Annotated in this window: 14 protein-coding genes and 1 tRNA gene; 5 read left to right on the plus strand and 10 right to left on the minus strand. The window is 61.0% G+C overall.

Annotation, left to right across the window (positions count from 1 at the left end; translation table 11 throughout):
• Positions 1–124 precede the first annotated feature (124 nt).
• Positions 125–985, plus strand: a complete 861-nt coding sequence (locus HMPREF3009_RS06850; RefSeq protein WP_070509715.1) for a siderophore-interacting protein — start codon at positions 125–127, stop codon at positions 983–985.
• 27 nt (positions 986–1012) lie between these two features.
• A complete protein-coding gene (locus tag HMPREF3009_RS06855; RefSeq protein WP_070509717.1) occupies positions 1013–1558 on the plus strand; it encodes a DNA-3-methyladenine glycosylase in 546 nt (181 codons plus the stop codon).
• Between the two features lie 46 nt (positions 1559–1604).
• Here the strand turns inward: HMPREF3009_RS06855 and sucD are convergent, their stop codons facing one another.
• From sucD to HMPREF3009_RS06875, 4 genes are all read right to left on the minus strand, one after another.
• The gene (gene sucD, locus HMPREF3009_RS06860) at positions 1605–2483 is read right to left on the minus strand and encodes a succinate--CoA ligase subunit alpha (protein ID WP_070516068.1); all 879 of its coding nucleotides are present in this window, start codon (positions 2481–2483) and stop codon (positions 1605–1607) included.
• An 8-nt stretch (positions 2484–2491) separates the two neighbouring features.
• Complete coding sequence (gene sucC / locus HMPREF3009_RS06865; protein ID WP_198525904.1) at positions 2492–3664, minus strand: ADP-forming succinate--CoA ligase subunit beta; 1173 nt, start codon at positions 3662–3664, stop codon at positions 2492–2494.
• Between the two features lie 203 nt (positions 3665–3867).
• Complete coding sequence (locus tag HMPREF3009_RS06870; protein ID WP_046647341.1) at positions 3868–4512, minus strand: hypothetical protein; 645 nt, start codon at positions 4510–4512, stop codon at positions 3868–3870.
• Positions 4513–4567: 55 nt separating this feature from the next.
• Positions 4568–5797, minus strand: coding sequence for a L,D-transpeptidase (locus tag HMPREF3009_RS06875; protein ID WP_049155797.1), 1230 nt, complete (start codon positions 5795–5797; stop codon positions 4568–4570).
• A gap of 286 nt (positions 5798–6083) precedes the next feature.
• On the opposite strand from HMPREF3009_RS06875, the gene HMPREF3009_RS06880 reads away from it, so the two are divergent.
• Positions 6084–6156 (plus strand) — tRNA-Lys (locus HMPREF3009_RS06880).
• A 51-nt stretch (positions 6157–6207) separates the two neighbouring features.
• Here the strand turns inward: HMPREF3009_RS06880 and HMPREF3009_RS06885 are convergent.
• From HMPREF3009_RS06885 to HMPREF3009_RS06905, 5 genes are all read right to left on the minus strand, one after another.
• Positions 6208–6750 (minus strand): 2'-5' RNA ligase, encoded by a 543-nt coding sequence (locus tag HMPREF3009_RS06885; protein WP_070509727.1) that lies wholly within the window; start codon positions 6748–6750, stop codon positions 6208–6210.
• A gap of 11 nt (positions 6751–6761) precedes the next feature.
• Positions 6762–7523, minus strand: a complete 762-nt coding sequence (locus HMPREF3009_RS06890; protein ID WP_070680924.1) for an ABC transporter ATP-binding protein — start codon at positions 7521–7523, stop codon at positions 6762–6764.
• Complete coding sequence (locus HMPREF3009_RS06895; RefSeq protein ID WP_232745235.1) at positions 7514–8629, minus strand: FecCD family ABC transporter permease; 1116 nt, start codon at positions 8627–8629, stop codon at positions 7514–7516. The genes HMPREF3009_RS06890 and HMPREF3009_RS06895 overlap by 10 nt, the downstream gene beginning before the upstream one ends.
• A 2-nt stretch (positions 8630–8631) precedes the next feature.
• Complete coding sequence (locus HMPREF3009_RS06900) at positions 8632–9780, minus strand: ABC transporter substrate-binding protein (RefSeq protein ID WP_070509730.1); 1149 nt, start codon at positions 9778–9780, stop codon at positions 8632–8634.
• Positions 9781–10048: 268 nt separating this feature from the next.
• Positions 10049–10327 carry a DUF3618 domain-containing protein gene (locus HMPREF3009_RS06905; protein WP_010191207.1) on the minus strand — a complete coding sequence of 93 codons (279 nt, stop codon included), beginning with the start codon at positions 10325–10327 and terminating at the stop codon, positions 10049–10051.
• A 197-nt stretch (positions 10328–10524) separates the two neighbouring features.
• On the opposite strand from HMPREF3009_RS06905, the gene bcp reads away from it, so the two are divergent.
• Positions 10525–10995, plus strand: coding sequence for a thioredoxin-dependent thiol peroxidase (bcp, locus tag HMPREF3009_RS06910; protein ID WP_046647348.1), 471 nt, complete (start codon positions 10525–10527; stop codon positions 10993–10995).
• Between the two features lie 3 nt (positions 10996–10998).
• Positions 10999–11637: a TetR family transcriptional regulator gene (locus HMPREF3009_RS06915; protein ID WP_046647350.1), complete on the plus strand. Its 639-nt coding sequence runs from the start codon at positions 10999–11001 to the stop codon at positions 11635–11637.
• Positions 11638–11650: 13 nt separating this feature from the next.
• On the opposite strand, the gene HMPREF3009_RS06920 is transcribed toward HMPREF3009_RS06915, so the two are convergent.
• A complete protein-coding gene (locus tag HMPREF3009_RS06920; RefSeq protein ID WP_070516073.1) occupies positions 11651–12082 on the minus strand; it encodes a holo-ACP synthase AcpS in 432 nt (143 codons plus the stop codon).
• Between the last annotated feature and the right edge of the window lie 5 nt (positions 12083–12087).

Genomic DNA, 12087 nt, shown 5'->3' on the forward strand with positions numbered 1-12087 from the left:
GGTTTATCCACACGAAATGTCCCTTAAGCCCCCTAACCTTAGTTATTTTAGCCTTACCTAATTGCATAGTGTGTAGGCTTATATCCGCACAGCAACTCAAGTATTCCGAAGGACAGTGATAACAATGGCTGCCCAAACTAAAGAAGTAGCGCCGAAGCGCAAGCCCCGCAAGGCACATGAAGCAACCGTGACTGGTCGTCACCAGGTCTCTCCGGACTTGGTTCGGTTGAGCATGAACTCCCCGGCTTTTGTGGGCAAAGAGCTGGAGTTTACGGATCACTACATCAAGCTGTTGTTCGTACCACAAAGCGCTGACTACTCTTGGCCGTTTGATGTCCAGCAGATTCGTGAAGAGCAGCCGCGTGATAAACAACCGATTCTCCGCACCTATACCCTGATCAACCTGAACCCGGAAACCGGGGACTTCGACGTTGACTTTGTCACCCACGGTGATTCTGGCCTGGCTGGCCCGTGGGCACGGGTCGCCGAAGTCGGAGAGAAGATCGGTTTCCTCGGCCCAGGTGGTGCGTGGGGACCCACCGAAGAATATGAGCACTTTGTGTTCGCTGGCGATGAATCCGCGGCACCGGCCATCGGTGCCGGCTTGAAGCGCCTCCCCGAAGGCGCGACTGCAACTGCATACATCGAGATCGCGGCCGAAGACCGCACGTTTGAACTCCCTACCCGCGAGGGCGTGGAGGTCGTCTGGGTAGTCCGCAATGGTGCTACCCCTGGTACTAAGCTATCCCGCGTGGTGCGCGAAGCTGGTATCCCCACGGGGAAGAAAACCAGCTGGTTCATCCACGGTGTCGCCGAAATGATCAAAGAGCTGCGTCGCTTCCTTTTCGTGGAATCTGGAATTCCCAAGGAAGACGTTTCTATCTCTGGCTACTGGCGCATCGGCATGACTGAGGACCAGTGGCAGGCCTCCAAGCGCGAATTCAACGCAGAGATTGAAGCCGAAGAAGACAAGGCCAAAGCCTAAACCTCGCTCGCACGTTAGACTGCGGCAATGATCGATTTCACCGCCTCCGCAGACATTGTCGCTCCCCAACTGCTGGGAATGGTGCTGACGCACAACGGCGTCTCCATTCGCATCACAGAGGTGGAGGCCTACCTCGGCTCAGGCGATGAGGCTTCGCACACCTTTAACGGACGTACTCCACGCAACGCCGCCATGTTCGGTCCACCCGGCCGCCTCTACGTCTATGTGTCCTATGGCATCCACCGAAACGGCAATATCGTTTGTGCACCCGAAGGTACCGGCGAGGGCTGCCTGCTGCGGGCCGGCGAAGTAATCGACGGCTTAGACCTCGCCTACCAACGCCGGGGCGACACCGATTTTTATAACCTCGCCCGCGGCCCTGGCAATGTGGGCAAGGCCCTTGGCTTCAGCATCGAGGACAACGGCACGCCCGTACTCCTCAGCGAGCGCGAAGAGGAGCCAGAGTGGGTCCGCGGCCCACGCATTGGAATCTCCAAGAACCAAGACGCAGCCTTGCGCTTTTGGATCCCCTTTGACAAGACGGTGTCGCGACGCCGCGGTCTCCCCCGCTAATTCTTATGTGAGGGGCATGGGGCGAACCGCCCCATGCCTCACCCAACTACGCCAAGGCTGCTCGCACCAACTCTGCTGCTTGGGACGGGGTCTTTCCTACCTTTACACCGGCGGCCTCCAGTGCTGCCTTCTTTCCTTCTGCCGTACCGGAACCGCCCGAGACGATGGCACCGGCGTGGCCCATCGTCTTACCCTCTGGTGCGGTAAATCCAGCAATGTAGGCAATGACCGGCTTCGTCACATGGTCCTTGATATAAGCCGCAGCGTGCTCTTCTGCGTCGCCGCCAATCTCACCGATCATGATGATTGCCTCGGTGTCCGGGTCATTCTGGAATGCCTCGATCGCAGAAATATGCGTCGTGCCGATAATCGGGTCACCACCGATTCCCACGCACGTGCTGAAGCCAATGTCTGAGAGTTCGTACATCATCTGGTACGTCAACGTGCCCGACTTCGACACCAAGCCAATCTTTCCTGGGTTTGGAGCGGTCTCCGCCGGGATAATGCCCGCATTAGATTCACCCGGCGTGTACAGCCCCGGGCAATTGGGGCCGATGATGCGCGTCTTGGACTCTCGTCCCAGCGCATAGAGCTCCGCCGTGTCCTTCACTGGGATTCCCTCGGTGATGATCACGACGAGCTCAATGCCAGCCCGGATCGCCTCCTCCGCCGCATCCTTGGTGAACTTTGCTGGCACGAAGATGACGGTGACGTTGGCGTCTGTCGCCTGCATAGCCTCGCGCACGCTGCCAAACACAGGGATCTCGCGCCCCTCAATATCCACGCGTTCGCCGGCCTTGCGCGGGTTGACGCCACCTACGATGTTGGAGCCGGACGCCAGCATGCGGCGCGTGTGCTTCATGCCTTCCGAGCCCGTCATGCCCTGCACAATGATCCGCGAGTCTTTGTTGAGAAAAATCGACATATCTACTCCTAGTTCGCCAGCTCAGCAGCCCTGCGGGCAGCAGCATCCATGGTTTCAACCTGCTCCAGTTTGGGCAGGCGTGCGTCATTAAGAATCGAGCGTCCCAGCTCGGCATTATTGCCGTCGAGGCGCACCACGAGCGGCTTGGGCTCAATGCCTTCAGAATCCAAAATCTTGTACGCCTGCACGATGCCCTTGGCAACCTCGTCGCACGCGGTAATGCCACCGAAGACGTTGACGAAGACAGATTTCACTTGCGGGTCACTGAGAATCACCTCAAGCCCGTTAGCCATCACTTCCGCATTGGCGCCACCGCCGATATCCAAAAAGTTCGCGGGCTTTGGCTGCGATGCAAGGTCTTCGCCGGCGTAGGCCACAACGTCGAGCGTTGACATCACCAAGCCAGCGCCGTTGCCGATAACACCCACCGAACCATCGAGCTTGACATAGTTCAACCCCATCTTCTGCGCCTTGAGCTCCAGCGGGTCGGTCGCACCGTGGTCTTGGAGGTCCCGGTGCTCGGGGTGGCGGAACTGCGCGTTATCATCCAGCGTGACCTTGCCATCGAGCGCAATAATTTCTCCGCTTGACGTCTTGACTAGCGGATTAACTTCCACCAACGTGGCGTCTTCCTCGGTATAGACCGTGTAAAGCTTCTTGAACACGGGCACGAGCTTGGCGACGTCCCCCTCATCAAACCCCGCCTCATATGCCATGTCCCTAGCGAGGGTGTCCGTCATGCCGTCGAGCGGGGAGAAGCTGCGCTTAATCAGGGCATCTGGGCGCTCCTCGGCCAGCTTTTCAATCTCCACGCCACCTTCCTTGGAGAGCATGGCCAGGTAACGGCGCTTGGTGCGGTCGAGGAGGATCGAGAAGTAGTATTCCTCAGCGATGTCTGCGCCTTCTGCCACCATCACCTTGCGCACGGTGTGGCCCTTGATTTTCAGGCCCAGGATCTCGTTGGCCTTCTCCGCGGCTTCCGCGGGGCTGTGCGCTAGCTTGACTCCCCCGGCTTTGCCGCGCCCACCGGTTTTGATTTGTGCCTTGACCACAACCACCGGCGTGCCCAGCTTCGTGGCTGCTTCCTCAGCCTGCACGGCCGAGGTCGCAACAATGCCCTTCAGGGTGGGAACCCCATGAGCTTCAAAGAGGTCTCGAGCTTGGTACTCGTAGAGATCCACTTCTGCCTCCATCTTTGCAGTGAATAACTAGTTCTCCACAAGATTCACCAAAACAGAGACGTGATGCAAACCACTTAACATTCGCGCCTGCGCAGTGCTTCACAAAGTGCGCGGGCATGACGCAACGCCGCCCGTTGCAAGGCCACAGTATGCCAATAGCGAATTAACTGACTTCACTTTCGGGGGCACCCTAGACGGTAACCCTAGGCAACGCTGTCAATAATCGCGGCCAATTCCTTCGATGCGCTCTTCATGTCTTCCACGTCCTTCGCATCACCCATCGAGTGCCGGAACATGTAGTTAACCACTTCCGCATTACCCACGGTGGTCACGCAAAAGAACTGCCGCAGGTCCGCCTCCGGGTGCTTCGCGCAGGCAAAGTAGCGGCCACCCTCAGTGAAGTCGAGGTCCTCAAAAGGTTTGACCTCTTCGCCGTTCTCTCGCTCCTGACGCTGATAGTCCTCGGCAATGAACGAGCGCACGTCTCGCGCGGCCTGCTCATTGTCCTGTGGACAGGGGTCAGTTTCTTTCTCATCTAGATAGCTGGAACCGACCATAAACTGCAGCCCATCCGCCTGATAGAAGCGCCCCCAGCCATCAGGCTCACCCGCGTCATATGTGGGGTCGTGCGCCAGGCCAGCGAATTCCTCCGGCATCGCCTCCAACAGCGCCGGGACATCGAATTCAGTCGCGCACGTACCTTCCTCAGCTGGAGCGGCAGCGCTAACGCTTGATACAAACGGGCTTGCACTTTCGCTTTCCTCATGCGTGCTACCGCCTTCCGAGGAGCACGCCACCAACGCCAACGGCGCTAGTAGCACTATCGCAGCTCGCTTATACCAGTTCATCCGGGGCCCTTTCCTTGGCAGTTTTTCCGCAAGATTACCCCGGCAATCAACCGGGCTACTGGTTAGCGGTAGCGTTCCCCGCAGACCACGTCTCCCAGTCCATGTTCCAATCCCCCAGGCCGTCGAGCGGGCTCAACACGCCACCGCCGGTGTTGGAAACCCTCACGATATCGCCGCGCTTGACCGTGTTTTGGAACCACTGAGCAGCCTCAGTAGTCACGTTGATGCAGCCGTGGGACTGGTTGTAACTGCCCATCGCACCCACAGCCCAGGGCGCCGCGTGGACATAGATTCCGGAGTAAGACATCTGGGTCGCCCACTGAACGTCGGTCTTATAACCGCCGGCGTCGAGAGCCAGGCCAAAGGTAGTCGAGTCCATAGTGAGGGACGGGTACTGGTCACCGATGATGTAGGCGCCATTCGGGGTGTCCCACTGGCCATCCCTGCCCATCGACACCGGAATGCGGCGCAGCACCTCGCCATTCTTGAACACCGACATCATCTTCGTGTTGTTATCGACCAGCGTGATGACGCGGTCACCGATAGTGAAGTTGGTGGAGGCATCCTCGCCGCCGTAAACACCGCCGCCGAGGTTGCGACCGTACAGGTCGACGTCGACAGTCACTTTCGTGCCCGGCTCCCAGTAGTTCTGCGGGCGCCAGCGCACCTCCTGGTTATTTACCCAGTAGAACGCCCCCTCAACGGCAGGCTCGGTCTTGACCGTGATGGCCTTCTCGGCCGCCTTGCGGTCGGTGACGTAGTTGCCGAAACGCACGCCGATAACCTGGCCCACTCCTACTTCGGAGTCCGGCAGCGGGCTCAACGCCACCTCAGACACCGCCGCGGCCTGCGGGGTAGTGAAGGTGATGGTCTTGTGGGTGCCATCCTTGTCTGTGGCATCGATGGTGTAGGTGCGGTTGTAGCCCAAAACTTCGGCACTCTTCCACGTGGTCGAATCACTCGACAGCTCGTCCTCCACCACTTTGCCAGCCTCGTTGGTCATCGTCACCGACTTCAGGCCCGCAGGAGAAGTGACCTCGACCGGTTCGGAAGGATCGACATCACTAGCACCGTCTTTGACAGAGAACTGTAGTTGCTTCGCCTTAGCGGCTGCCGACGCCGACGCATCCGCCGCCGCACTCACTTGGGCGTCTGCCTCAGAGTGGCTATCGGCCGGGCTGGAGTTCTCGACCCCGCCAATGGTGCAGGCGGTCAGAAGGGAGGCAGTCGCAATGAGACTCGAGAGAAGCACTGCGGGACGTGCAGAAGGGAATAGAGAGTGCACACAAACCCCTAGCTCATAAAAGGACGAACAAGGACAAGAGTGCACTAAGCCTAACTGCCTGCACGGCCTTCTCACTAGTTAGCGCCACCGCCCTTAACCGTTTCGTTACCGGCCTTCCCCACTCCCGCACTCCGCGCTTTCAAAGAAGTGACAAGTAGCCGCTACCTAAGGAGCCCAAAAACCTTCATTCACCTGGCGATTTTACCTTTTCAGGAAGAGGGTGTTAAAGTTACATCTCGTTGCACGGCAGGCACTGAGGAAATCAGAGCCAGCTAGGTAAACACCAGCGCCATTAGCTCAATTGGCAGAGCAACTGACTCTTAATCAGTGGGTTCGGGGTTCGATTCCCTGATGGCGCACAATATCACCCCCGCCCGGGTTATCCGGAGCGGGGGTTTCCTGTTTCTTAATCACTCCGCGGATTCGCGCTCGCGACCGACGGCCACAGACCCACCAAAGATGTCGAGGCGCTGTGTCTTAGGCCGCCACCACGCGGCATAGTCAGCCCTAAACTCTTTATGCTCCGGCCCGGCGATTTCATCGAGTGCGCGCATATAGTCGGGCACGAGCGCTCTAGGCAGGCGCAACCCCATCGTCAGGTGCGGGGTCCACCGCGGCCCGCGGCCTTCCGGGTTTGCGGCGCTAACCTGGCGCGCAGCGATCTCCAGGTCATCCGTGGTTTCCAAAAGCCACGCCACGGTCTGCTTACTTTTCCTGCCGAACACCACCGTCCCGACGCGATGAAACAGCGCCGGCAGTAGCGGCGGCAACAGAGTGCGGGCCTTGTCGACGACTGCGGTCTCGAGCGCCGGCGCAAACGTTACCGTAATGTGCGGGCGCTGGTGCTGCACCGGAAAGCCACGCTGAGCCAGGGCAGCATAGACTTCCCGGATCGTGTCTTCATCCTCCGGGGTGAGGTACAACAGGAGGTTCTCGGGCGAATTTCGGCTCACACGGCCCGAGTCTAACTAACCTCCCGCAGCGCCACGACGGCTTGCCCGCGGTGGTCCAGCACATCCGTCTCTACGCCGTATACCTCGCGCAAGAGCTCCTCCGTGAGCCCCTCCCCCGGCGCGCCATGGGCGCGGGCCTTGCCGCCATGGAGCACGACGAGCTGGTCGCACATCCGGGCCGCCAGGTTGATGTCATGAATCGCCACCAACGCGAGGCTTCCTTCCTCCCGAGCTTTTGCCCGCACGCGGCCCAAGACGAAGAGCTGCCGGTTGAGATCGAGGGCGGAGGTGGGTTCGTCGAGAAGCATGAGCCCAGGGGTCCCCACGAGCATCTGCGCCACGGCGACGAGCTGGCGCTGGCCTCCAGAGAGCTCATTGAGGTAGCGCTGCGCAATCTCATCGAGCCCCATGGAGTGCAGGACCTCGGCTGTGCGGGTGATTGGGTCCTCGCATGCTTCGCGCCGCGCCGCAATCAGCACCGCCTCAAACGCCCGCAGCGCCGCGGTGTGCGGCAGGCCCTGCGGCACGTAGCCAATGAGCTGGCGGCGCCGCTGCCCGCGCGGGGCTTGGCCGTCGACACGAAAATCAACCGTGCCACCCCGCGCGCGGTGCACGCCGGCGAGCGCCTTAATGGTGGTGGTCTTGCCAGACGCGTTCGGCCCCAGCAAGCCCACCACCTGCCCGCCGCGCAGCGTGGGGAGACTCAGCCCGTCTACCACCGTGCGCGAACCATAGCCGGCGGTCAGATCAGCGATGGTGAGTTCTACGTCCACAATGCCCTCCTCCGGGTCATGACGATGGCGATGAAGAACGGCACGCCCAATAGTGAGGTCACGATGCCAATGGGGATGGCCAGCCCGGGCTTAATGACGAGGCTCAGCGCATGGGCGGCACACATCACCGCCGCGCCCGCGGCCATGGATGCCGGCACGAAGTAGCGTTGGTCCTCCCCCACCAGCATGCGCGCGATGTGAGGGCCTACTAGGCCAATAAAGCCGATGATGCCAGCGAAGGCCACGGTGGTGGCCGCGACGAGTGAGACCACGACGAGCACGATCACGCGCAGACGGGAGGTGTTGACACCGAGGGCGGTGGCGCGGGCATCGCCAAGCCGCAGCGCCGTCAGCCGCCACGACAGCGCGCCCAGGATGGGCAGCGCCACTGCAAGCACGCCGGCTAGCACGGCGTTGGCCTGCCAGCTGGCGCGGGTGAGCGAGCCCATGGACCAGAAAACGATCTGCTGGAGAGCCTCGCTGGAAGAACGGTATTGAATGAGCGCCAGCATAGCCTGAAAGAAGAAGACGAGGCCGATGCCGAGCAGCACCATCGTCTCGGACTTCGCGCCGCGGATAACGGCGGCAACGACGATGATGGCCGTGGCGAGCGCCGCCGACAGCCACGCGATGAGCGCGAGGTTGAACTGCGGCTGGGCCAAAAGCTGCCAACGCAACACGATGGCACTGGCTCCGCCGAAGGCAGCCGCCGCGGAAATACCGAGAGTAAAGGGTTCCGCCAGCGGATTATCCAGGATGGTTTGCATCTGTGCGCCAGCCAGTGACAGGCTGGCGCCGATAAGCAGCGCCATGACAGCCATAGGCAGGCGCAGGCTCCACAGGACTGTACGCGTTTGCTTGTCGACACCTCCCGGATCCACCATCCCCCGCAGCACCTGACCCGGGGTGAGGTCGATGGCGCCGACGATAACGCTGACGACGAAGGCGGCGAGAGCCACGACGATTAGCCCGGCGACGATGGCGATGCGGCGGCGTGTTACACGGGAGTGCTCGCATGCCAGGGCCTCCACGGGAAGAACTGCGGTTTCTGCGCGCGTGGTCCGTTCAGGGCTTGCCGAGCGCCCGGTTGATGTGAGAATGCTCATGACTAATTGGTGCTGAAGAAGGTTCCGTCGCCGGGAACGGGCGAGTATTTCTCTTGGGCTTCGGCCCATTCTTGCTGAACGTCGACGTCTGCGTAGTCCTCTGGGTGGAGCCACGCGGCGATCTGAAGGAGCGCCAGGTAGTTGAAGGGCGAGTTGTAGAACTGGTGCCACAGGCCGTGGAGGTTGTGCTCCTTGACGGCGGAGAGGTCCTCAAAACCAGGTTGAACGCCGGCCAGCGAAGCGGCGCTGTCATGGGCGTCCTTTTCGCTGATGCCATAGCCGGCGGCAGCGAAGCCGGTGTGGCCCTTTGCGTTATCGACCTTGGCGGACCAGTCGCCGCCGGTGGCGATGATCATGTCGGGATTGGCGTCGATGACCTTCTCCGGGGTCAGCGCGCCGGACTCACCCTCGATGATGCCGTCTGCCACGTTCTTTCCACCGGCGACGTTGACCAGCTCAGAAATGTTGGAGTCATTCCACGAGCCGCAGCAATCGGAGACACCCGCTGCGCGCCACACGAAGGTGGAGGGCTTGTCCTGCGCTTTCGTGGCGCGCTCGGTTACCAGATCCACGTTCTTTTGCCAGTCCGCGATGAACTCCTCCGCGCGGTCCTCGTGGCCGAAGATATCGGCGAAGATTTCCATGGTGGGAATGGTGTTCTCCAAGGGCTTGGCGCGGAAGTCCGTGACAGCATAGGTCAGGCCGGCCTGATCCAGCTTGTCGGTGAGCCCAGCGGTCTGGGAGGCCTCGTACTGATCCTTGGAGAGCACGATGAGGTCCGGGTCGAGGCTGATGAGCTCCTCCACAGTGACATCGCCCTTGGTGAAGCCGCCGATTTCCGGCAGCTCGTTGACTTTGGGCGTGGTCTTTTCCAACTCGCGGTAGTAGTCGGGCACATTCTGCTTCAGGTCCGATCCGATGGCCACGACCTTGTCCAGCGGGTCTTCCTTGTTGAGGATGCCGGTGGCAAAGACGCTGCGGCCTTCTCCCAGGATGACGCGTTCCGGCGCGTGGTCCAGCTCCACCTGGCGGCCGGCAAGGTCTGTGAAACTCACAGCGGCAGTCCCCTGCGCTCCCGTGGCCTGCTCGCTGCCGGCATCGGCATTGTCGGAGGCACAGCCCGCCAGCGCGCTGGCCAGCGCCGCCACCATGGCGCACGCCCCTACTACTCGCCCGGCGCGCGGACGGGATGCCTGGCCTGCAGGCGTCGATACGTGAAGCACGATTTCTCCTTCAAACTTTGGTCTTATGGTCTGTTCGGAGGTTCATACTACACAGACAGGTAAGGCTACCCAAAGCCCGCATAGGGTAGGCAATGCTTCCAGTAACGCATACGGAGCACAAAAATGCCCCACCCCGGGGTATTTCCCAAGGCAGGGCCTCTAGGTATGCAGTCGCGCCCAACGGCGCTAACCGGCTCTAGCGACGCTCAGCGAGCAGGCGCTGCAGCTCCTTGATATCGGACTTGCGGCGCTTGGAGCGGAAAACGGAGAAAGCGATAAGGCCTACGACGGCTGCACCAACGCCGGCGAGCGCCATCTGCACATTGCGCTCCTGCAACTTCTGGGTTGCCGCGCCCTTAGCGTCCTCGACGAAGTTCTGCGGCTTGCTGCGATCAGCCAGCTCATCCAAGGTGCTAGCCAGCTGACGGCGGGTGCGCTCGATGTCGCGCTGGATATCATCAATGTTGCGTGCCACGTGAATCTCCTGAATTTGGCTTCGTTCGGTGTTGTTGCGGTTAGTGTCTTTCTAACCGTTGAGGTTCTAACGTGGACATTCTACATTGACCACCAGCTCCCCTGCAGAGTTGGCCAAGTTTTGTCTCAGCTGTGCTGCGGCGAGCGAACTGAGATTCACCAAAGAGTCCTAAGGGAGAGCACGGTAGGCTATACACCATGACTGAAGCACAACGACTGTCCGTGGGTGACAAAGCCCCCGCTTTTTCCCTCAGCGATGATGCCGGCAACACCGTAAGCCTGAGCGACTATGCCGGCCAGCGCGTCGTGGTTTACTTCTACCCGCGCGCCAACACCCCTGGCTGCACGAAGGAAGCCTGCGACTTCCGCGATAGCCTAGAGCAGCTCAATGGCATGAACATCGCCGTGGTGGGCATCTCCCCCGACAAGCCCGAGGCCCTGGCTAAGTTCCGTGAGGACCACGAGCTGAACTTCCCGCTGCTCTCTGACCCCGATAAGGAGGTCATGACTGCGTACGGCGCTTTCGGTGAGAAGAAGAACTACGGCAAGATCGTCCAGGGTGTTATCCGCTCCACGTTCCTCGTCGAGGAAGACGGCACCATTGGCCAAGCCATGTACAACGTCAAGGCCACCGGCCACGTCGCCCGCGTGCTCAAGGGGCTCAACTAAACCGTGGAATCTAGCTCGAAGTCTCCGGAGATACTGGTCCCGAGGCGTCGCCCAGCGCAGGCGCGTAGCCGGGCCAAGTATGACCGGATTTTGTCCTGCGCGCGTCAGACGCTCGTGGACCATGGCTTCGAGTCTTTTACTTTCGATGAGGTCTCGCGCCGCGCAGAAGTGCCGATTGGCACGCTGTATCAATACTTCGCCAACAAGTACGTGCTGATCTGCGAGCTTGACCGCCAGGACACCGCCGAAATGCTGGCGGAGGTAGAGCGATTCTCCCAGCGCGTGCCGGCCCTGCAGTGGCCGGACTTTCTCGAGGAGTTCATTGATCGCATGGCGCGGGTCTGGCGCGAGGACCGTTCGCGCCGCGCGGTGTGGCATGCCGTGCAGTCCACGCCGGCCACCCGCGCCACGGCCGCTGATACGGAGCTGTCTCTGCTCAAACCTATCGCCGAGATCATCGAACCACTTGCCCAAGGCATGAACGAGTCCGCCCGAGTGGAAATTGCGGCCTTCCTCGTCCACACCGTGGTCTCGCTGCTCAATTACAGCACCATGCGCTCGGAGGAGAGCTTCGATGGCGTGGTGGAAGAAATTAAGCGCATGCTCATCGCCTACCTCTTCGCCATCGCGACCAGCGCCTAGGTCATGGCGTGGGTTATGGCGTGTGCCGCGAAAGGTGCACGACAGCGGTGGCGTAGTCACCATCGTGGCTGATCGACAACGCCGTAGAAAAATCCCCCAGGGATTCCCGCGTGAGACGGGCAATCTCGCCCCGCAGCTCGAGTGCCACGCGGCCCCACGCATCGGGGCGGACCTCAATCTCGGCCCAGTCCACGGCCTCCTCCGCCAGGACCGGCGGATGCCCGTAGAGCGCTTGCGACCACGCCTTGATGAAGGCCTCCTTCGCTGCCCAGCGCCCCGCGAAGTGCTGCGCGCGGGCGGCACCGCTCAGTCCACGGGCCTGCGCCACGCGCAGCTCGGAAGCGCTAAAGACCCGCGCAAAGCGCGTTCCGGGAAGCTCCAGCTGCTGGGCAAAAGAAGGGATGTGCACTAGGTCGGTGCCCACGCTCACGCCGCTCACTGTCATACGGG

Origin of the sequence: Corynebacterium sp. HMSC034H07 (assembly GCF_001815175.1) — a bacterium.
Lineage (GTDB): Bacteria > Actinomycetota > Actinomycetes > Mycobacteriales > Mycobacteriaceae > Corynebacterium > Corynebacterium hiratae.

Coding starts and splice junctions, on each gene's coding strand:
- HMPREF3009_RS06870 (WP_046647341.1), bottom strand. CDS start 4,512: ATGAACTGGTATAAGCGAGCTGCGATAGTGCTACTAGCGCCGTTGGCG.
- HMPREF3009_RS06850 (WP_070509715.1), top strand. CDS start 125: ATGGCTGCCCAAACTAAAGAAGTAGCGCCGAAGCGCAAGCCCCGCAAG.
- HMPREF3009_RS06920 (WP_070516073.1), bottom strand. CDS start 12,082: ATGACAGTGAGCGGCGTGAGCGTGGGCACCGACCTAGTGCACATCCCT.
- bcp (WP_046647348.1), top strand. CDS start 10,525: ATGACTGAAGCACAACGACTGTCCGTGGGTGACAAAGCCCCCGCTTTT.
- HMPREF3009_RS06855 (WP_070509717.1), top strand. CDS start 1,013: ATGATCGATTTCACCGCCTCCGCAGACATTGTCGCTCCCCAACTGCTG.
- sucD (WP_070516068.1), bottom strand. CDS start 2,483: ATGTCGATTTTTCTCAACAAAGACTCGCGGATCATTGTGCAGGGCATG.
- HMPREF3009_RS06900 (WP_070509730.1), bottom strand. CDS start 9,780: ATGGTGGCGGCGCTGGCCAGCGCGCTGGCGGGCTGTGCCTCCGACAAT.
- HMPREF3009_RS06895 (WP_232745235.1), bottom strand. CDS start 8,629: ATGAGCATTCTCACATCAACCGGGCGCTCGGCAAGCCCTGAACGGACC.